We start from the raw sequence: 19,898 nt of genomic DNA on the forward strand, positions 1-19,898 counted from the left end.
CGTCTCAGTGGCCCCCCTGGCCGAGCTCCAGCAGGATCGCCTGTCCCGCCGCGCGCTGCTGGGTGGCCGCGTCCGGGTCCGTCGCGTCGAGCAGGGTCGCGATGCCCTCATGGGCCCGCACCGCCTCGTACCGATACCCCAGCGGCGGGGCGAGCTCCAGAGCCTGCTGGTGCAGGCGCAGGGACTCTTCGGGCAGTCCCGCGAGGCGGCAGGTCTCGGCGTAGCCGTTGAGGAAGCGGACCTTCCAGTGTTCCTCGAAGAGCTCGTCGAGCAGTGCGAACGCCTTGCGGTGGGCGGTCAGCGCCTCTTCGTAGCGGCCCATGCGCCGCAGGGCCACCCCCAGGCAGTTGAGGCACCATGCCTCGTTGTGCAGGTGTCCGTCCTCGCGGGCCAGTGCCAGTGCCTTGCGCAGGTGTTCCGCCGCCTCGTCCGGTTCCTCGTGGGCTATGGCCACCCCGAGGGTGATGCGGGCCGTCAGAGTGGGCGGCCATGCGGGATCGGTGTGGGGGGTGGCAAGGACCTCGCGGGCCCGCTGCGCCGCCTCATCGCGGTGTCCCAGCTGCAGCATCGCCCAGGCCTCCGACGCGGCCGCACTGGCCGTGCCCGTGGCGGAACCGGCCTGCTCGTACAACTTCCCCGCCAGCCTGAAGAGTTCGAGCGGCTCCTCGACGTATCCTTCGTCCCACTTCAGATAGCCGCGGCGCAGGGCCAGCTCTGCCTCCGACGCGAAGTCACCCGCCTGGGCCAGCCGCACGTGCGCGGCCTCGTACGCGGCGTCGGCCTCCGCCATCCGGCCCGCGTTGTAGCGCGCGAACCCCAAGTCGCTGTGCACCTCGGCCAGTTGGAGTGGGTCGCCGAGGCGCTCGGCGGCGGACAGGGACCGCTCGAAGAGTACGTTGAGATGGGTCGTGCCGCAGCGCCGCGCGAAGTACGCCCGCAGGAAGCGTGGCAGCTCGCACACATGGGCGTCGGCCCCGACGGCGTCCGCCGTCTCGAAGGCGGCCACCAGGTTCTCGTACTCCGCGACGAGCCAGGCGAACGCCGCGTTCTTGTCCGTGAAGTGCGGCAGCGCGGCCGGGGGCCGGCCCGCCGAGGCCGGCCGGCCGGGGGACAGGAACGGCATCGCGGAGTCCGCCGCGGCCGCCGCGTGCACGTAGTAGTCGAGGAAGCGGCCGAGGGCCCCTTCCCGCTCGGCCGGTGAGTCCTGTTCCGCGCCCGCCCGGCGCGCGTGCTGGCGCACCAGGTCGTGCAGCCGGTAGCGCCCGGCCGTCGACTCCTGTACGAGGTGGGCGTCGACCAGGTCCTCCAGCATCGCCCGCGCACTGCGCAGCGGCACGTCCGCGAGCGCCGCCGCCAGGTATGCGTCGAAGGAGCCGCCCGGCAGCAGACCGAGCATCCGAAACAGACGGGCCTGGGACCGGTCCAACTGCCGTACGGACATGGCGAACGCGGTGTCGAACTCGCTCGGGCCCTCGGCCATCCGCTCGACGAGGATCCCCACGGTCCAGCCCGGCCGGTGCCGCAGCCGGGCCGCGGCGAGCCGCAGGGCGAGCGGCAGATGGCCGCACAGCCGCAGCACTTCGGCGACGGAGTCCGGGTCGCGCGCGAGGCGGCCGTCGGCGCCGCTCGGATCGCCGCTGGCACGGGCGAGGAGTTCCGCGCTCTCCTGCGGGCTCAGCACGTCGAGCGACACCGGGGGCACCTCGTCAAGGCCGAGGAGACGGTTACGGCTGGTGATCAGGGCGACGGAGGGCCCTGCGCCGGGCAGCAGCGGGCGGACCTGATCGGCGTCGGCGGCGTTGTCGATCACCACGACGACCCGGCGGCTTGCGAGCTCCGAGCGCCAGCAGGCGGCCAGTTGCTCGACGCCCTCTCGCGGGACCTTCTCGGAGGGGACGTCGAGCGCGCCGAGCAGCATCCGCAGCGCGGAGTCGGGGTCGAGCGGTTCGCGGCCCTCGGTGAACCCGTGCAGATCCACGTAGAGCTGCGCGTCCGGATAGTCGGCGGCGAGCCGGTGCGCGGCGTGCATCGCCAGACAGGACTTGCCGACACCGGCCATCCCGTCGACGGCGACCGCCCGGTGGCTGTCCACCGCGGCGAGCACGGCGGCGAGTTCGGCCTCGCGCCCGGTGAAGTCGGGGACGTCGCGCGGCAGATCGTTGCGGGGCCTCGGCCTGCCCTGGCGGCTGGACTTCGGGGGCGCGGGCAGCGGGTTGGAGGAGCGTTCCCACAGGGGGCGCAGCGGACGGGGGTCGCGCTTGACGAGGCGGCAGAGCGCGATCACCGCGGGCCAGGGCGGCAGGGTCTGGCCGCTGAGGTAGCGCGAAAGCGACGAGGAACTGAGGCCGGCGTCGCGGGCGAGGGCCCGTACGCCGAGTCCGGACAGTTCCTGGATCAGCCGTAGCCGGCCTGCCAGTTCGCTCTGCGGGTCTACCGCCGCGGTCCGCTGTATCCCATCCACCAGATACCCCCCATGTCCCGTGTCGGCAGAAACCTACCCGGCCAAGTCCGCGCAGCTCAAGGCTGTTTCAGCTGTCCCACGGTGTCCCACCGCCGTGGTCGTGGCGAGCCGATCGCGCTGATATGGAGTCACACCCCGAGGGAACGGGGTCGAACCGGAAGAAGGAGCACACCGAGATGCAGTCCCGTATGCAGAACCCCGCCGTCGTCCTGCCCGACGCGATGCCGTCCATCCAGGCGCTCTTCAAGTCCGTGCACTCCGGGGGAGTGGACGGCCAGACCCTGGAGCTGGTGCACCTGCGGGTCAGCCAGATCAACGGCTGCAGCGCCTGCGTCGACGGCGGTGCGAAGTCCGCCCGCAAGGCCGGCGTGAGCGACGAGCGGCTCGCCACGGTCGCCGCCTGGCGCGAGGCTCCGTACTTCTCCGAGGCGGAGCGGGCGGCGCTCGAACTCGCCGAGGCCGCGACGCGGCTCGCCGACCGTCCCGACGCGGTGAACGACGAGGTGTGGGACGCCGCCGCCACCCACTTCGACGAGAAGCAGCTGGCCGCGCTCGTCCTCATGATCGGCGTCACCAACCTGTTCAACCGCCTCAACGCCTCGACCCGGCAGATCGCCGGGGCGTGGGGCTGACACCCCCGTCGGGAGGAGCCGCAGCGGCGGCTCCTCCCGGGCACCACCTCTCCCCGCCCACCCTCGTACGTAAGGACACAGCCATGACGACCACGAAGAAGTCCGCCAAGAGCACCGCCGCGAAGTTCGACGGATTCACGGAGGAGGAGCGCAGCGCGATGAAGGCGCGCGCCCAGGAGCTGAAGGCCTCGTCGCGCCGCGGATCACGTGCGGACAAGGCGGCGGAGGACGAGGCCGCGGTCCTCGCGAAGATCGCCGAAATGCTGGAATCGGACCGCGTCATGGCGGAGCGGATCCACGCCGTGATGAAGGAGAACGTTCCGGAGCTCGCCCCCAAGCTCTGGTACGGGATGCCCGCTTACGCCAAGGACGGCAAGATCGTCTGCTTCTTCCAGAGCGCGCAGAAGTTCAGCGCCCGGTACGCGACGTTCGGCTTCAGCGACAAGGCGAACCTCGACGACGGCGCCATGTGGCCGGCCTCGTACGCCCTGAAGGAACTGACCGATGAGGGCGCGGCGCGGATCGGGACGCTCGTGAAGCAGGCGATGAGCTGACCAGGTGCAGGGGATCCGCTGCCGACCGCATGCTCCGAGCGTCGGGACGAGCAGCAGCAGCCCGAGGGCGTACCCCGCCTGTGACGCGGTGACGACGAGCCCCGCGAGGACGCTGCCCAGGTGGAGGTCGTGGGAGATGAGGTCGAGCATCGGCTGGGCGATGTAGTTGCTCGCGGCGGACAGGCCGGTGGCGACTGCCATGAGGAGCAGCAGGCCGCGGCCGGCAGGGGCGTGCTCGCCGGTATCCGTCGCTGGAGGGTGGTGGAGTCCCGTCTGTGTCGCGGCAGTCAGCCTGCGGTCGACCTCATTGATGAGTCCAACACATCCTTCACATCCTTGTCATGCGAACGATCGCGGATCACGACGGATCCCATGGAGTTGCAGCAACTGCGCTATGTCGTCGCCGTCGCCGAGACGGGTGGGTTCACGCGGGCCGCAGCGCTGTCGGGTGGTGCAGTCCGCGCTCAGCCATCAGATCGGGAAGCTGGAGAAGGAGCTCGGGGCGCGGCTGTTCGAGCGGACGAGCCGACGGGTCGCGCTCACCGCCGCGGGCGAGGCGTTCCTGCCCGCCGCGCGGCAGGCGTTGGAGGCGTCGGAGCGGGCCAGGGCCGAGGTGGCGGTGGCGACCGGGGAGATCCGGGGGCGCCTGGCCATCGGGGCGGTCTCGACGGTGACGGCGGTCGACGTGCCGGGCCTGATGCGGGCCTACCACGCCACGTATCCGCAGGTCACGATGCGACTGATCGACGGCATGAGCGAGGCCTTGGTGCGTGGCGTGCGGGAGGGGGCTCTGGATCTGGCGTTCTTGGGGGTGCCGCCATCGTTTCGTACGGACGATCCCGCTCTGGACGGTCGCACGCTCGTGGTCGACCGTCATGTGGCCGTGGTCGCGCCCGACCATCCGCTGGCGGCCGAGGCTTCCGGCGAACCGCTTGCGCTCGAGCGGTTCGCGGACGAGGTGTTCGTGGACTTCCCCGCGGGCATCGCGGCGCGGGCGCAGACGGACGAGGCGTTCCAGGCCGCCGGGCTGCGGCGCGATGTGGCGTTCGAGGCCAAGGGGCTGGAGTTCTTCGCCGACCTGGTGCGCGGCGGGCTCGGCATCGCGCTGCTTCCCTCGCGCCTCGTGCCGCGGCTTCCGCGGCTGACGGTGGTGCCGGTGCGGGGTGGGCCGGTCCGCGAGGAGCGGCTGGTGTGGAGCCGGGCGCGGAACTCACCGGCGGCGGCCGCGTTCCTGGAGACGATGCCGGATTGAGCGGCGGCCGGACGGCGGAAGCCACTGGCCTTGGCCGTCCGAGGACCCGCCCCGCCGATCGTCCGGGTGAGCCGTGTCTCACCAGGGCGGTGCCACTTGTTTATGCAACGAGTTGCATAGCAGGATCGGGGCATGGCGCTAGAGCACGCGATTCTCGTCTCGCTCCTTGAGAAGCCGGGCTCCGGCTATGAGCTGGCCCGGCGGTTCGAGCGGTCCATCGGCTACTTCTGGACCGCCACCCACCAGCAGATCTACCGCGTGCTCAAGCGCATGGAGAGCGACGGCTTGATCGACGTCCGCGAGGTGCCGCAACAGGCACGGCCGGACAAGAAGGAGTACTCCGTCGCCGCCCTCGGGCGCTCCGCACTCTCCCAGTGGCTGCACGAGCCCATCGAACCCGAGAGCGTGCGCCACGAGCTCGCCGTGAAGATCCGCGGCGCGGCCTTCGACGACCCGGCCGCGCTGATCCACGAGGTCGAGCGGCACCGCCAGGCGCACACCGACCGGCTCGCGCGCTATCTCGCGGGGGAGCGGCGTGACTTCACCGGACCCGACGCGCCCGCGCCCGACGCCGGGCAGGAGCTCCAGCACGTCGTCCTGCGCGGCGGCATCGCGTACGAACGCATGACGCTCGCCTGGCTCGACGACGTGCTCGCCACTCTCCACCGGCTCGCCCCCAAGGGCTGAACCGGCCTGGCGCACCACGCCACCACCGCACCGAACCTCCCGAGCACCGAACCCCCCGAGCCGGAAAGGCGAACACCCATGGCCGACCCGCTGCTGTTCAACCCGCGCACCTACGACCCGACCCACTTCGACCCCGAGACCCGCAGGCTGCTGCGCGCGACCGTCGACTGGTTCGAGGCCCGTGGCAAGCGCCGGCTGATCGAGGACTACCGCGACCGCGCCTGGCTGGCGGACTTCCTGGAGTTCTCCGCCAAGGAAGGCCTCTTCGCGACCTTCCTCACCCCGGCGTCCGCGGCCCCGGGCAAGCAGGACGCGCGCTGGGACACCGCCCGCATCGCCGCCCTCAACGAGATCTTCGGCTTCTACGGGCTCGACTACTGGTACGCGTGGCAGGTCACCATCCTCGGCCTCGGCCCGGTCTGGCAGAGCGAGAACGCGGCCGCCCGCACGCGCGCGGCCGAACTCCTCTCCCAGGGCGAGGTGTTCGCCTTCGGCCTGTCCGAGAAGACGCACGGCGCCGACATCTACTCCACCGACATGCTCCTGGAGCCGGACAGCGACGGCGCCGGGGGCTTCAGGGCCAGCGGCTCCAAGTACTACATCGGCAACGGCAACGCGGCCGGGCTCGTCTCCGTCTTCGGCCGCCGCACCGACATCGAGGGCCCCGACGGCTACGTCTTCTTCGCGGCCGACAGCCGTCACGAGGCGTACCACCTGGTCAAGAACGTCGTCGACTCCTCCAAGTACGTCAGCGAGTTCCGCCTCGACAACTACCCGGTCGGCCCCGACGACGTACTGCACACCGGCCGCGCCGCCTTCGACGCCGCCCTCAACACAGTCAACGTCGGCAAGTTCAATCTCTGCACCGCCTCGATCGGCATCTGCGAGCACGCGATGTACGAGGCCGTCACCCACGCCACGGGCCGCATCCTCTACGGCCGCCCCGTCACAGCGTTCCCGCACGTGCGGCGCGAGCTGGCCGACGCGTACGTACGGCTCGTCGGGATGAAGCTGTTCAGCGACCGCGCCGTCGACTACTTCCGCTCCGCGGGCCCCGACGACCGCCGCTACCTCCTCTTCAACCCCATGACGAAGATGAAGGTGACCACGGAGGGCGAGAAGGTCATCGACCTGATGTGGGACGTCATCGCGGCCAAGGGCTTCGAGAAGGACACCTACTTCGCGCAGGCGGCCGTCGAGATCCGCGGCCTGCCCAAGCTGGAGGGGACGGTCCACGTCAACCTGGCGCTGATCCTCAAGTTCATGGGCAACCACCTCCTGAACCAGGCCGAGTACGAGCCCGTGCCGACCCGCTTGGACGCGGCCGACGACGAGTTCCTCTTCCGGCAGGGACCGGCCCGCGGCCTGGGGGCCATCCGCTTCCACGACTGGCGCCCCGCCTACGACGCCTACGCCGAGGTGCCCAACGTCGCCCGCTTCCGCGAACAGGCCGACGCCCTCTGCGAGTTCGTCACCACGGCCGCCCCCGGCGAGGAGCAGAGCCGCGACCTCGACCTCCTGCTCGCCGTCGGCCAGCTGTTCGCGCTGGTCGTGCACGGCCAGCTGATCCTGGAGCAGGCCCGCCTGACCGGCCTGGACCAGGACGTGCTCGACGAGCTGTTCGCCGTCCTCGTACGCGACTTCTCCGCGCACGCGGTCGAACTGCACGGCAAGGACTCCGCCACCCCGGCCCAGCAGAACTGGGCCCTGGCCGCGGTGCGCCGCCCGATCGTCGACGAGGCCCGCTCGGCCCGGGTCTGGGAGCGGGTGGAGGCACTGGCCGGGGAGTACGAGATGGCGCCGTAGCCTTCCCTGGCTCCTGTGATGCAGGCCTTCGGTCCGATACGCGGCCGGGGGCCTGCCTCGTTGCGCTCCCGGGCAGCGGCTGCCTGCCAGTGTGGGAGGAGACCGGTCGTCATCTCTGGGGGTGGGTCAATTGGTAGCCGCAACTTCGTTGGTCATCTCGGCCGCCGCGCTACTGGGTGTAGTGCTCTCCCTCGTCTATCAGTCTCGCCAGACGAGGTTCGCCAGGGACGAGAATGTGAGGGCATACCATCGCGAACTGATCGGTATGGCCATCAACAACACGGACCTGCGCCTGTGCTGGGGCGGTGTGCTGGCCACGCTGCCGCAGGAAAAGGCCCGGCAGGTCATGTTCAGCAACCTGATCGTCACCTGGTGGCATTCCTCCTACATGGTGAAAGATCTCAATGACGAGCAGCTGTCACTGTCTCTTGACGTCTTCTTCCGGGGAGAAGTCGGAAGGCGGTACTGGCTCGAGAACGGATCATTCTGGGTGAGTTTGATGGGGGCCGCGCGTTCGGGGAGGAGCAGGCGCTTCGTGGCCATCGTGAACGCGCGGTATCGGCACGCCGTGGCCGAACACGCGTAGCTACGCGCGGGCGCAGTCCGGGCACAGGCCGCGGTACGTCACGTCGACGTCGGAGACCGTGAAGCCGAACCGCTCCGAGGGCGGGAGCTCGGCCAGGGGGTCGCCGCCGGGGTGTACGTCGCGGATGGCGCCGCAGCCCGAGCAGACCAAGTGCTGGTGGGGGTGGTGGGCGTTCGGGTCGTACCGCTTCGCGCGGCCGGTCGACACCTCGATCACCTCGCCCAGGGAGACCAGCTCACCGAGCGTGTTGTAGACGGTGGCGCGGGAGATCTCCGGCAGCCGGGCGGTGGCGCGTGCGAGTACCTCGTCCGCGGTCAGGTGCACGTGCTCGCCGTCGAGGACCTCGGCGACCACCCGGCGTTGAGCGGTCATCCTCCAGCCACGTCCGCGGAGCCGTACCAGGAGATCGCTCATGCTTACCAGCCTAACTGTGCGTCGTCTGACGACTTGAATTCGTACGGACCCGTCTGTCGTATTGACTTGGACTTGGTCCATCGTAGGATCAGTTCCGGCCGACGGCCAAGGGACAGGGCAACAGCAGGGAACAGCACGTGACTTCAGGAGGCGGGTCCGGTGGCCCCGGCATCCGGTACCCCGCTCGCGGAGAAGCACTCCCGAGAGCAGGCGGATCTCCTCGGCCTGGAACCGGGTCTCCTCGGCCTGGAACCGAGCCGGCTCCGCCTGGAACCGACCGTGCCGTCCCTGGGCGCCCCCGACTGTTCTGCCGTTCGCAGTTCCTGAGCACCGTGATCCGCCCCGTCCGGAAGGATTCCCATGACTGACAACCATGACGCGATCGTCACTGACCCCGAGCCGGAAGAGACCGGCGGTTGCCCGGTCGCGCACGGTCGCGCGCCGCACCCGACCCAGGGCGGTGGAAACCGCCAGTGGTGGCCGGAGCGGCTCAACCTGAAGATCCTCGCCAAGAACCCCGCCGTGGCCAACCCCCTCGGTGAGGAGTTCGACTACGCAGAGGCGTTCAAGACCCTCGACCTGCCGGCCGTGAAACGCGACATCGCCGAGGTCCTGACCACCTCGCAGGACTGGTGGCCCGCGGACTTCGGCAACTACGGCCCGCTGATGATCCGCATGGCCTGGCACAGCGCGGGCACCTACCGGATCAGCGACGGCCGCGGCGGCGCCGGTGCCGGTCAGCAGCGCTTCGCCCCGCTGAACAGCTGGCCGGACAACGTCAGCCTCGACAAGGCCCGCCGGCTCCTTTGGCCGGTGAAGCAGAAGTACGGCCAGAACCTCTCCTGGGCCGACCTCATGGTCCTCACCGGGAACGTCGCCCTGGAGACGATGGGCTTCGAGACCTTCGGCTTCGCCGGTGGCCGCGCCGACGTCTGGGAGCCCGACGAGGACGTGTACTGGGGCCCCGAGACCACCTGGCTCGACGACGAGCGCTACACCGGCGACCGCGAGCTGGAGAACCCGCTCGGCGCGGTCCAGATGGGTCTCATCTACGTCAACCCCGAGGGCCCCAACGGCAACCCGGACCCGGTCGCCGCGGCCCGCGACATCCGTGAGACGTTCCGCCGCATGGCGATGAACGACGAGGAGACCGTCGCCCTCATCGCCGGTGGCCACACCTTCGGCAAGACCCACGGCGCAGGCCCGAGCGAGGCCATCGGCGACGACGTCGAGGCCGCGCCCATGGAGCAGCAGGGCTTCGGCTGGAAGAACTCCCACGGCACCGGCGTGGGCCCCGACGCCACCACCAGTGGTCTCGAGGTCATCTGGACCACCACCCCCGCGCAGTGGGGCCACGACTTCTTCAAGCACCTCTTCGAGTACGACTACGAGCTCACCCAGAGCCCGGCGGGTGCGAACCAGTGGGTGGCGACGAACGCCGAGGCGATCATCCCCGACGCCTTCGACGCGTCGAAGAAGCGCCTCCCGATGATGCTCACCACCGACCTGTCGCTGCGCTTCGACCCGGTCTACGAGCAGATCTCGCGGCGTTTCTACGAGAACCCGGACCAGTTCGCGGACGCGTTCGCCCGCGCCTGGTACAAGCTGACGCACCGCGACATGGGCCCGATCGTGCGCTACCTCGGCCCGGAGGTGCCCTCCGAGGTGCTGCTGTGGCAGGACCCGCTGCCGGCGGCCGAGGGCGAGCCGGTCGACGCCTCGGACATCGCCTCCCTCAAGGAGCAGATCCTCGCCTCGGACCTCACCACCGCACAGCTGGTCTCCGCGGCCTGGGCCGCGGCGTCCTCCTTCCGCGGCAGTGACAAGCGCGGTGGCGCCAACGGCGGCCGTATCCGCCTGGAGCCGCAGCGCAGCTGGGAGGTCAACAACCCGGACGACCTCGCGCAGGTCCTGCGCACCCTCGAAGGCATCCAGTCGTCCTTCAACTCCGGTGCCAAGAAGGTCTCGCTGGCCGACCTGGTCGTCCTCGGCGGCTCCGCGGCGGTCGAGAAGGCGGCCAAGGACGGAGGCGTCCAGGTCGAGGTGCCGTTCACGCCGGGCCGTGTCGACGCCGCGCAGGAGCAGACGGACGTCGAGTCGTTCGCCGCGCTCGAGCCGACCCATGACGGCTTCCGCAACTTCGCAGGCAAGGGCAACCGCCTGCCGGCCGAGTTCCTGCTGGTCGACAAGGCGAACCTGCTGACCCTGAGCGCGCCCGAGCTGACGGTCCTCGTCGGCGGTCTGCGCGTCCTGGGCGCCAACCACGCCGCGTCGAAGCGCGGCGTGTTCACCGACAAGCCGGGCACCCTGTCGAACGACTTCTTCGTCAACCTGCTCGACATGGGCACGACCTGGAAGTCGACGTCCGCGGCGCAGGACGAGTTCGAGGGCCGCGACGCGAGCGGCGCGGTCAAGTGGACCGGCACCCGCGCCGACCTGGTCTTCGGCTCGAACTCCGAGCTGCGCGCGCTCGCCGAGGTCTACGCGAGCGACGACGCCAAGGAGAAGTTCGTGAAGGACTTCGTCGCGGCGTGGACCAAGGTCATGGACCTCGACCGGTTCGACCTGGTCTGAGCTCTTTGATCGCGACGTCTGGGTCGGCCCGCGCGGGCCGACCCTGACGTCTTCTGGGACCGTGACAGCGTCGCCACCCACCTGAAGGGTCTGACCTGGTGAGCCTTCCGCACCCGCTGCCCGGAGCCATCGGCCTCTCGCACCTGAGCGCCTACGGCTGGGAGGCCGCCGACGGCGTGTGCGGCGGCAGCCCGCATCTGCACCTGGTCTGCACGGAGGCGTACGTCGTCACCGGCGGCCGAGGCGCCGTCCAGACGCTCAGCCCGGGCGGCTACCGCGAGGTCCCCCTGGAAGCGGGCTCCATCGCGTGGTTCACCCCCGGCACCGTGCACCGCATGGTGCAGGGCGGCGACCTGCGGATCACGGTCCTGATGCAGAACAGCGGCCTGCCCGAGGCCGGGGACGCCGTCTTCACCTTCCCGCCCGACGTGCTCGCCGACCCCGAGCGGTACGCCGCCGCGGCGAAGCTCCCCGCCAAGGAGGGACCGGAGGCGGAAGCAGCCGCCCGCAAGCGCCGTGACCTGGCCGTCGAGGGATATCTTCCGCTGCGCGAGGCCCTCGAAGCCGGGGACGACGGCCCCTACCTGGAGTTCCAGCAGACAGCGGCCCGTCTCGTGCGGGACAAGATTCCCACCTGGCGTGAACTGTGGCGGGCCGGGGCCCTCGCCACTGCCGAGCGCACCGGCGCGCAGCTCGACGCCCTCGAATCCGGCGACCCCGGCCACCTCGCGGGATCGGACTCGTACGACAGCCGTCCTTCCCGCCTGGGCGGCTACGGCATGTGCGGGCGCCGCGACGAGTACGAACTGCCGGGCACCACACTCCCGTACCAGGGTGATTAGCCGCTCTCTTCAAGCAGAAGCTCGCCCGCGCGGTGGGCGAGGAACATGAATTCCCTGCCGGGGCGGTCCGGTGCGTCGCGGACTTCGTCCACCACGTAGCCGTGGGAGGTGAGCGAGGCGGCCACCTCGTCGCGCTCGCGGAAGCGCAGGGTCGAGTCCGAGGTGAGGGCCTCGCCGGTCGCGGTCAGGACGACGGTTGCGCGGAAGGTCACCAGCGGCCAGGTGACGCCGGTGACGGCCACCCAGGTCTCGACGTCACCGATGCCCTCGACGGCGACCGTGCGGCGGGTCGCGGCGTACGTCCACTCCTCCCACGCGCGCCGGGCCGGGTCGCGGGTCTCGAAGACGAGGTGGCCGCCGGGCCGCAGCGCGTCATGGATGCCGCGCAGGGTGCCCTCCCACGCCTGTGGGGCCACGATCGCCTGGGCCACGTTGGCGGTCATCGTGGCCAGGTCCACCCGCATCTCGGGGAGCGCGGTCGCGTCGCCGTGGATCCACCGCACGCGCTCGCCGCCGGGCTTGGAGCGCGCGACGTCGAGGGAGGCCGCAGCCGGTTCGACGCCGGTCACGCGCAGGCCGCGGTCGGCGAGGAGCAGGGCGAACGTGCCCGTGCCGCAGCCCACGTCGAGGATCTGATGTGCTCTCAGTTCCGCTGCTACAGCGGCGTATACGTCCAAATCGCCGCGGTCCGCGTCGAGCGGATCGTAGAGCGCCGCCAGCCTTGGGTTCTCGTACGCCTCGTCTGCCACGTCCGGCACGCTAGCAACGGGGGCGAGGGCGGGGGCACTCCTTTTCGTGCCCCCGCCCTCGCCCCGGCCGTGATCTATCGGTTGACGGTCAACTCCTGGATGCCCGCGGGCTTCTTCGCGTCCTTGGAGGTGAACTTCACCCGGATGTAGCGGGCCGTCTCCCCGTCCGGGGAGGCAGCCTTCCAGTGCTGCCCGTCGAGCGAGGTGAGCACGGTGTGCTTCGTCGGCTTCACGTCCGTCCAGTGCGGGGTGATCTTGGAGATACGTGCGGCCTTGCCGAGGTCCGCGGTGAGGGTGGCGCGGGCGGTGTCGGGCACCCAGGCGGTGGCCCTGTTGCCGTCGAGTGCGGCATTGGCATACTGGCCGGGCTGCTCCGAACTCGCCTTGCCCGTGCGGCACCTGGCGAGGTTGTCGGTGGGTTCGAGATCCGGGCGGCGGGTCTTCAGGTGTGCGGGAGCGCCCTGGCTGACGACCTGCTTGCCCTGCGGCGTCTCGATCTCGAAGGGCTTGCCGTGCGTGAGGCGCACCGTCGTCTCGTGGGCGCCGATGGAGATGTCGTACGTACGGCCCTGCCAGTGCTGCCCGTTCAGCTTGACGCCCTGGGACAGCTGGGGCGGCAGCATCGGGTCGAGGTGCACGCCGTTCTCGCGCAGCCGCTGGCCGGTCAGGCCGTTGGTGAAGACCTGGAGGAAGCCACCCTGGCCGGTCGTGAAGTTCTGCGCGGGGGAGCCCGACAGGGGGTCGGTGGCCCCCGCCTTGTCGCCACGCGCCTCGGAGAAGAGGTCGAACGGGCCACGCACGAAGGGCCGGATGGAACGCTCCAGGTACGTGTATGCGGAGCAGCCGGGTTCACCGATGGCGGCGGCGTCGATGGCGTGCACCGAGTCGGTCATCGCGGGGCCGTCGGGGTCGGTGCGGGCCGCGTAGTAGTCGAGGGTGTTGGTGGCGGCCTGCTTAGACATCGGCCACTCCAGCGGATACATCAGGAGCACGGTGTCCGCCTGCTTGATCACCGAGCCCTTGTAACCGTCGTACTGCTGGAAGACCTGCTTCTTCTTGTCATAGGGGATGCGCAGCTTGTCGGCGACCGTGTTCCAGTGCGCCGGGGCGTCCTGGCCGAGGATCTTCGCGGCGCGGGCGGCGGTACGCAGGGTGGTGGCGGCGCCCGCGTTGGTGAAGACGCCGTCGTCTACGCCGTTGCTGTACTCGTCGGGCCCTGCGACGTCCTTGATGGAGTAGCTGCCGTCGGCGTTGCGCGTGGCGCGGTCGGCCCAGAACTCGGCGATCCCCTGGATCACCGGCCAGCCGCGGGTGCGCAGCCACTGGGTGTCGTTGGTCGCGAGGTAGTACTGCCAGGCGGCCAGGGCGACATCGCTCTGCAGATGGTTCTGGGTGCGGCAGTGCGGCGGATCCACGCTGTGGCACTCGGACGTGAGATTGCCCTTGCTCGCGCTGGTCCAGGGGTAGAAGAGGCCGGGGTGGCCGAGCTTCTTCGCGTTGGCGCGGGCTCCGGCGCGGGTGCGGTAGCGGTAGTCCACCACGGACTTGGCGAGGTCGGGGTGGGCGGCGAGCAGCGCCGGGTACATCCAGGTCTCCGCGTCCCAGAAGACGAGGCCCGCATAGTTGTCGCTGCTCAGACCGGTGGGAGAGATGCTGTTGGCGGCGCCGGCGCGGGTGCTGGAAAGCAGCCCGTACTGGGAGGAGCGCACCCACGACTGGAGCTCGCCCCCGTCCCTCTGCCGGGGCACCTCGATGTCGCTGCGCCACAGCTTGCGCCAGGCGGCGGTGTGGCCGGCGAACAGCGCGTCCCAGCCACGCCCGGCCGCGCGCTGCGAGGCCGCGACGGCGGCGCGCTCGGGCGATCGGGACGTGAGCGCGGTGTCGACGCCGACGTACTTGGTGAGCTCGTAGGTCCGGCCGGAGCGGACCGGGACCCCGACGGACTGATGGGCGCTCAACTTACGTGCGGCAGCCGAGGGTTGTTCACTTCCTGTACGCACGCCCTGCCCCGCGCGGAGGGTCGACGCGACCGCCCCTTCGGTCTTCGTGCCGTCCGTGCGGAACCCAACCGCCATGGTCCGCCCTCCGGAGCGGGCGCCGCCGCCGGTGGGCGTCATGCGCCGCGCGCCGCGTCCGTCGATGCGGTCGGTGACCTTCGCGCTGCCGTTCCAGTGCGGGGTCATGCGCAGGCGTACGGCGCCGACGTGCGGATCGTCGCGGTCCGCGAGGACGTCGTAGGCGAGATCGGTGGCCCGACCGTCGGCCGCCGTCCAGGTCAGCTCGGTGCGCACCAGGCCGCGGCGCAGGTCGAGGCTCTGGCGGTAGTGCGAGATCCGGGAGGACGGCGTCGCGGAGGTGAACGTCTCGGACCCGGATCCGCCGGTGGACACCGTGAGCGGAGTCCAGGTGGGGACGGCGGCGGCGACCTGGCGGTTCTCGGTGGTGTCCTTGTTGTGCGCGTAGAGCCCGGAGACGAACGAACCGTCGTAGCGGGGGGTGAACAGCGGCCATCCGGTCTTGGAGCCCTCAGAGGCGGAGTAGCCGGTTCCGTTGGGTGCGACGCGCTGGCCGAGATAGCCGTTGCCGACGAAGGCGTGGTACGTGTCCTTCGCGTCGATACGGTGCGACGTCAGCGTCCAGCCGTCGCCGGGGGAGGGGGCGGGCGTCGCCGGATCCTCGGATCTCGGGTTCGCGATGTCGGCCGCCGCTGTGGGGGGAACGGCCGCCGCAAGCACACCCACGAGGAGGGGTGCGATGAACCGGGCCGTGCGGGGGAGGGACCTCATTGTGCTCCGTTGCGGGGTCGCCGGGGAAGGTCGGAAGGTCAGGCGACCATAAAGATGTGAACGGTCCGCGTCAATGAATCGCGCAGTGCGTTGAAGAATCAAACGAACCCGTGAGTAGGGCCTCCTGCGGACTACTCCTTCGCGCCGCGCGCCCACAGCGAGCGCACATGCCCCAGATGGCGGTTCATGCACTGCTCCGCGCCCTCCGCGTCACCCGCCACCATCAGGTCGAGGAGCTCGATGTGCTCCTGCGCCGACGGGATCAGCCGGCCGCGCTCGTCCAGCGCCGTCAGGCCGTACAGGCGGGAGCGCTTGCGCAGGTCGCCGACGGTCTCGACGAGCCGGTCGTTGCCGCCGAGCGCGAGCAGGGAGAGGTGGAACTGCCGGTCGGCCTCCAGATAGCCGATGAGGTCGTGGTCGCGGGCCGCGCGCACGATCTCATCGGCGACGGGACGCAGCCGCTCCAGGTCGGCGCGCGACGCGGACCGGGTGATGCGGCCGATCATCGGGACCTCGATGAGGGTGCGGATCTCGGTGTACTGGTCGAGATCGCGTTCATTGACCTCGGTGACCCGAAAACCCTTGTTGCGGACCGGCTCCACCAGGCCCTCGCGGGCCAGATCGAGCATCGCCTCACGCACCGGCGTCGCGGATATCCCGAAGTCCTCGGCGAGGACGGGCGCCGAGTAGACCTCGCCGGGCCTGAGCTCACCGGATATCAGCGCGGCCCGCAGATGGTGGGCGACCTGGTCACGCAGCCGCTCCCGGGGAGTGATGAGGGTGCGCTGTGCGAGATGGCCCATGGTGGTGATCCCTTCGTGGCCCCGCAGGTCGTGGCCCGCGCGCCCGCCCCGAGTGGTTCACCAGCGTACAAGGTCACATTGTTCTCGCCCCAAGATCTGGTGCGCCGTCGGAGTGCGCACGCACTGGCTGAACGGCCGGGGTGTTCAAGGGAGTTGTGAGTCGTCCTGGCGTCTGAGGGGTTGTCAGTACCATTTCACATTACTACGTTACGCATCACATGGCGCGGCCTTCGCTCTTCAACTACTCCGTGCTGCACAGCTGTTGACGCCAGGAGTAGTCGCCGCGCCGTGCGCACGCACCGCTTGCCCCACCTCCCACACACCAGGAGCCTGTCGTGCACCAACCCCGAACCCTGCGCAGATCCGTGGTCGCCGCGGCGATATCCGTGACGCTGTGCGCCACCGCCGCGCCGGCCGCCCATGCGGACGCCCCCGCTCCCGACCCGCGCACGGCCACCGCGTCGCCCGCCGCGCCGGGACCGGAGGCGCCGAGCCCGTTCGACCGTGTCGATCGCCGCGCGAAGGCCCCCAAGTCCGCCGCCTGGAAGGTCCCCGCGCCCGGCGGACTCGCCGAGGGCCGTGTGCCCGGCGCCCGTACGAAGAAGGCGAAGGTCGCGGCCGACGTGCCGCGTGCCACCGTCGGCAAGGTGTCGGTGCCCTGCACCCTCGACGGCGTCAAAGGTCTGTCACCCGCGCAGTTCGTCGACTTCCTCGCCGATCCGGCCGTCACCGCCGACGGCTGTCTGCGCGGTCTCATCTGGACCTGGGACCAGCGCCTCGCCCCGGTCATGTCGCGTGCGCACATCCAGGCCGTCTCCCAGCGCATCAGCCAGCTCGCCGCATCCCACGACGGCACCAACGGCAGCCATCTCCTGGAGCTGTTCACCTACCTGCACGCCGTCTCCTACCAGGCCTTCTCGCACGACGAGGTCGACATCGCCGACCCGTCGACCCTGGCCGCCATGCGACGGGCCGTGGAGGCCTTCGGGGCGGCCGCCCACGCCTTCGACGTCACCCGCTCCAACGCCGAGACCCTCCGTGAGGCGCTGACCGCCGCCAGCGCCACGGGGCTGCGCCAGTACCAACTTCCGCTCGGCAAACGGGTCCTGGCGACCATGGACGCCGCCCACCCCGACACCGCCCAGGACACCGCCTGGGCAGGCGCCGCCCTCTCCGCCCTGAGCCTGAACTACCTCGGTGTCCACCCCGGCAACCAGGACACCGCGTTCCGTGCCGCGGTGGCCGCCGACCCCTCCTACCGCGCCGCGTTCAAGGCCTTCGGCGGACACACCCACCTCAAGGGCAAGCCCAACGCCTGGGTCGTGCGCGACGCGGTGAGCGAGTACGGCAGGATCGGCCAGATCGACGCCCTGCGCACCGAGATCGTCGCCGGTCTCGGCCCGCTCCTGGAGACCACCGCCCGCAACTTCGGTGACGGCAGCGCGCCCTGGGCGAAGGCCGTCACCTGGCTGATCGAGTTCGACGCCTGCAAGCCGTACCAGGTGTGCAAGGACGACATCGAGCGCCGCCTCTTCCCGCAGACCTACGCGTACGACGAAGGAGGGATGAAGGTCCGCACCGCCCTCGACCGCGACACCGTCGACCAGCTCTACTACGCGAGCAAGCAGGTCAAGGCCCAGTTCCACCGTGTCGTCGGCACCCAGGAGCCGCTCGGCGGCGACCCCAACACCGCCCTGAACACCGTTCTGTACGCCTCGCGCGCCGACTACGAGAACTTCCACCCGCTGCTGACCGGCATGGGCACCGACAACGGCGGCGTCTACATCGAGCGGGGCGCGACCTTCTACACCTACCAGCGGCGCGTGCCCCAGGACTCCTCGCTGACGCTCGAGGAGCTGTTCCGCCACGAGTACACGCACTACCTCAACGGCCGCTGGGCCGTGCCCGGCTTCTTCGGTGAGGGGCCTTGGTACGAGGGCGACCGGACGACCGCGATGGACGAGGGCACCGCGGAGTTCTTCGACGGCGCCACGCGCGACGACGGCGTCAAGGTCCGCAAGTCCCTGGTCCAGGGCATCATCGACGACACCGCGAACGGCGGTCCGCGCATGAGCGTGGACCAGCTGCTGCACGCCACCTACGACGGGGACGGCTTCCGCTTCTACGACTACGCGGGCACCTTCTTCGAGTTCCTGTGGACCGAACGCCCCGCGCTGCTCAAGGAGATGTACCGCCACCTGCGCGCCGATCGTCCGGGCGCCTTCGACGCCTGGCGCGACCGGCTCGGCAGGGACACCGGGCTGCAGAGCGCCTACGACGCCTTCCTCGACCGGCAGATCGCGCACGTCGACGACCTGTTCGTCCCCGACACCGAGTACGTCCCCGTCGACCGGCTGCGCGCCGGCACGGCCGACCAGGTCCGCTCCTCGTTCGTCGCGACGACAGGCATCACACCCGCCTGCCGCTCCACCAGCGCCCCCGCGCGCCCGCGGTTCGTGTGCACCGGCCGGATCACCGCCACCCTCACCGACGCGGCCCGGCCCGACCTCGTCTTCAAGGACATGTCCGAGACCGTCGACTACTTCATCCTCGACCGTGCCGCGGGCGGCGACAACAACCTCACCGACATGAACTGCACCTTCGGCGAGGTGGACATCTGGACCGACGGACGCGCCGGAACATCGGACTACAGCTGCGAGGGCCCGCTGCGCGGCTGAGCCGTCGACACGGACGACGCTGCCGCCATCCGTGCGACACCGGTGATTTCGCCGATGTCGACACACCATCAGGAGCGCCACGGTGGGGACCGCCAACGAACACGGCGGTCTCCACCGGGGCGTATCTCCCTCCTCCCGCGTGGTCCGCCACGATCGAGAGGACCCCTCCGTGCGCCTGCACGTCTTCTCCCGCCCCGTGGTGCGGGCAGCCCTGGCCGCCGCGGTCGCCACCGCCGGACTGCTCGGCACCGGCCTCGCGCCCGGCGCCCAGGCCGCCGCCGACAACCCGTACGAACGCGGCCCCGAACCCAGCGTCTCCAGCATCGAGGCGTCCCGCGGCTCCTACGCCGTCTCGCAGACCAACGTCTCGTCGCTGAGCGTGTCCGGCTTCGGCGGCGGCACCGTCTACTACCCGACGTCCACCGCCGACGGCACCTTCGGCGCGGTCGTCATCTCCCCGGGCTTCACCGCCTACCAGTCGAGCATCGCCTGGCTCGGCCCGCGGCTCGCCTCCCAGGGCTTCGTGGTCTTCACCATCGACACCCTCACCACGCTCGACCAGCCCGCCAGCCGCGGACGCCAACTCCTGTCGGCACTCGACTACTTGACCAAGACGAGCTCGGTGCGCAGCCGCGTCGACGCCACCCGGCTCGGCGTGATGGGGCACTCGATGGGCGGCGGAGGAACCCTGGAGGCCGCCAAGAGCCGAACCTCGCTGAAGGCGGCGATCCCGCTGACCGGCTGGAACACCGACACCACCTGGCCCGAGCTGCGGACGCCGACGCTCGTCGTCGGCGCGGACGGCGACACCGTCGCCCCCGTCGCGAGCCACTCCGAGCCGTTCTACCAGTCGCTGCCGGGCTCCCTCGACAAGGCGTACCTGGAGCTCAACGGCGCCACCCACTTCACGCCGAACTCGTCCAACACGACGATCGCGAAGTACAGCATCTCCTGGCTGAAGCGGTTCATCGACGACGACACCCGCTACGAACAGTTCCTCTGCCCGCTGCCCAGGCCCAGCCTCACCATCGAGGAGTACCGGGGCAACTGCCCGCACACCTCCTGATCCTGACG

Annotated in this window: 15 protein-coding genes; 10 read left to right on the forward strand and 5 right to left on the reverse strand. The window is 70.4% G+C overall.

Translation table 11 applies throughout. The features are described from left to right. Positions 1–4: 4 nt before the first annotated feature. The gene (locus ACFUPX_RS11665; RefSeq protein ID WP_383319797.1) at positions 5–2,461 is read right to left on the reverse strand and encodes a tetratricopeptide repeat protein; all 2,457 of its coding nucleotides are present in this window, start codon (positions 2,459–2,461) and stop codon (positions 5–7) included. Positions 2,462–2,637: 176 nt separating this feature from the next. On the opposite strand from ACFUPX_RS11665, the gene ACFUPX_RS11670 reads away from it, so the two are divergent. The 6 genes from ACFUPX_RS11670 (at position 2,638) to ACFUPX_RS11695 (ending at position 7,978) form a co-directional block, all read left to right on the forward strand. Further along, positions 2,638–3,093, forward strand: a complete 456-nt coding sequence (locus ACFUPX_RS11670; protein ID WP_383319799.1) for a carboxymuconolactone decarboxylase family protein — start codon at positions 2,638–2,640, stop codon at positions 3,091–3,093. An 83-nt stretch (positions 3,094–3,176) separates the two neighbouring features. Further along, complete coding sequence (locus ACFUPX_RS11675) at positions 3,177–3,647, forward strand: iron chaperone (protein ID WP_383319800.1); 471 nt, start codon at positions 3,177–3,179, stop codon at positions 3,645–3,647. Positions 3,648–4,095: 448 nt separating this feature from the next. Further along, positions 4,096–4,899 carry a LysR substrate-binding domain-containing protein gene (locus tag ACFUPX_RS11680; protein WP_383319802.1) on the forward strand — a complete coding sequence of 268 codons (804 nt, stop codon included), beginning with the start codon at positions 4,096–4,098 and terminating at the stop codon, positions 4,897–4,899. Between the two features lie 132 nt (positions 4,900–5,031). Further along, entirely contained in the window at positions 5,032–5,586 is a 555-nt protein-coding gene (locus ACFUPX_RS11685) for a PadR family transcriptional regulator (RefSeq protein WP_383319804.1), read from the forward strand. A gap of 78 nt (positions 5,587–5,664) precedes the next feature. After that, complete coding sequence (locus tag ACFUPX_RS11690) at positions 5,665–7,392, forward strand: acyl-CoA dehydrogenase family protein (protein WP_383319806.1); 1,728 nt, start codon at positions 5,665–5,667, stop codon at positions 7,390–7,392. 121 nt (positions 7,393–7,513) lie between these two features. Further along, a complete protein-coding gene (locus ACFUPX_RS11695) occupies positions 7,514–7,978 on the forward strand; it encodes a DUF6082 family protein (protein ID WP_383319808.1) in 465 nt (154 codons plus the stop codon). Here ACFUPX_RS11695 and ACFUPX_RS11700 read toward each other — a convergent pair whose 3' ends face one another. Next, entirely contained in the window at positions 7,979–8,392 is a 414-nt protein-coding gene (locus ACFUPX_RS11700; protein WP_383319810.1) for a Fur family transcriptional regulator, read from the reverse strand. Positions 8,393–8,752: 360 nt separating this feature from the next. On the opposite strand from ACFUPX_RS11700, the gene katG reads away from it, so the two are divergent. Together katG and ACFUPX_RS11710 are read left to right on the forward strand one after the other, a co-directional pair. After that, positions 8,753–10,966, forward strand: coding sequence for a catalase/peroxidase HPI (katG, locus tag ACFUPX_RS11705; protein ID WP_383319812.1), 2,214 nt, complete (start codon positions 8,753–8,755; stop codon positions 10,964–10,966). A 98-nt stretch (positions 10,967–11,064) separates the two neighbouring features. Continuing rightward, a complete protein-coding gene (locus ACFUPX_RS11710; RefSeq protein WP_383319814.1) occupies positions 11,065–11,808 on the forward strand; it encodes a cupin in 744 nt (247 codons plus the stop codon). Here ACFUPX_RS11710 and ACFUPX_RS11715 read toward each other — a convergent pair. From ACFUPX_RS11715 to ACFUPX_RS11725, 3 genes are all read right to left on the reverse strand, one after another. Beyond that, entirely contained in the window at positions 11,805–12,557 is a 753-nt protein-coding gene (locus tag ACFUPX_RS11715) for a class I SAM-dependent methyltransferase (RefSeq protein WP_383319816.1), read from the reverse strand. The genes ACFUPX_RS11710 and ACFUPX_RS11715 overlap by 4 nt on opposite strands. A 74-nt stretch (positions 12,558–12,631) precedes the next feature. Continuing rightward, complete coding sequence (locus tag ACFUPX_RS11720) at positions 12,632–15,343, reverse strand: discoidin domain-containing protein (RefSeq protein ID WP_383319818.1); 2,712 nt, start codon at positions 15,341–15,343, stop codon at positions 12,632–12,634. Positions 15,344–15,474: 131 nt separating this feature from the next. Beyond that, a complete protein-coding gene (locus ACFUPX_RS11725) occupies positions 15,475–16,146 on the reverse strand; it encodes a GntR family transcriptional regulator (protein ID WP_383319820.1) in 672 nt (223 codons plus the stop codon). 335 nt (positions 16,147–16,481) lie between these two features. Here ACFUPX_RS11725 and ACFUPX_RS11730 point away from each other — a divergent pair, with 335 nt between their 5' ends. Together ACFUPX_RS11730 and ACFUPX_RS11735 are read left to right on the forward strand one after the other, a co-directional pair. Then, on the forward strand, positions 16,482–18,824 hold the full coding sequence (locus ACFUPX_RS11730; RefSeq protein WP_383319822.1) for a collagenase: 2,343 nt from the start codon (positions 16,482–16,484) through the stop codon (positions 18,822–18,824). Positions 18,825–18,993: 169 nt separating this feature from the next. After that, positions 18,994–19,890, forward strand: a complete 897-nt coding sequence (locus ACFUPX_RS11735) for an alpha/beta hydrolase family protein (RefSeq protein ID WP_383319824.1) — start codon at positions 18,994–18,996, stop codon at positions 19,888–19,890. The last annotated feature ends 8 nt before the right edge of the window (positions 19,891–19,898 follow it).

The sequence above is a fragment of the Streptomyces sp. NPDC057302 genome (genome assembly GCF_042667685.1).
Classification (GTDB): Bacteria; Actinomycetota; Actinomycetes; order Streptomycetales; family Streptomycetaceae; genus Streptomyces.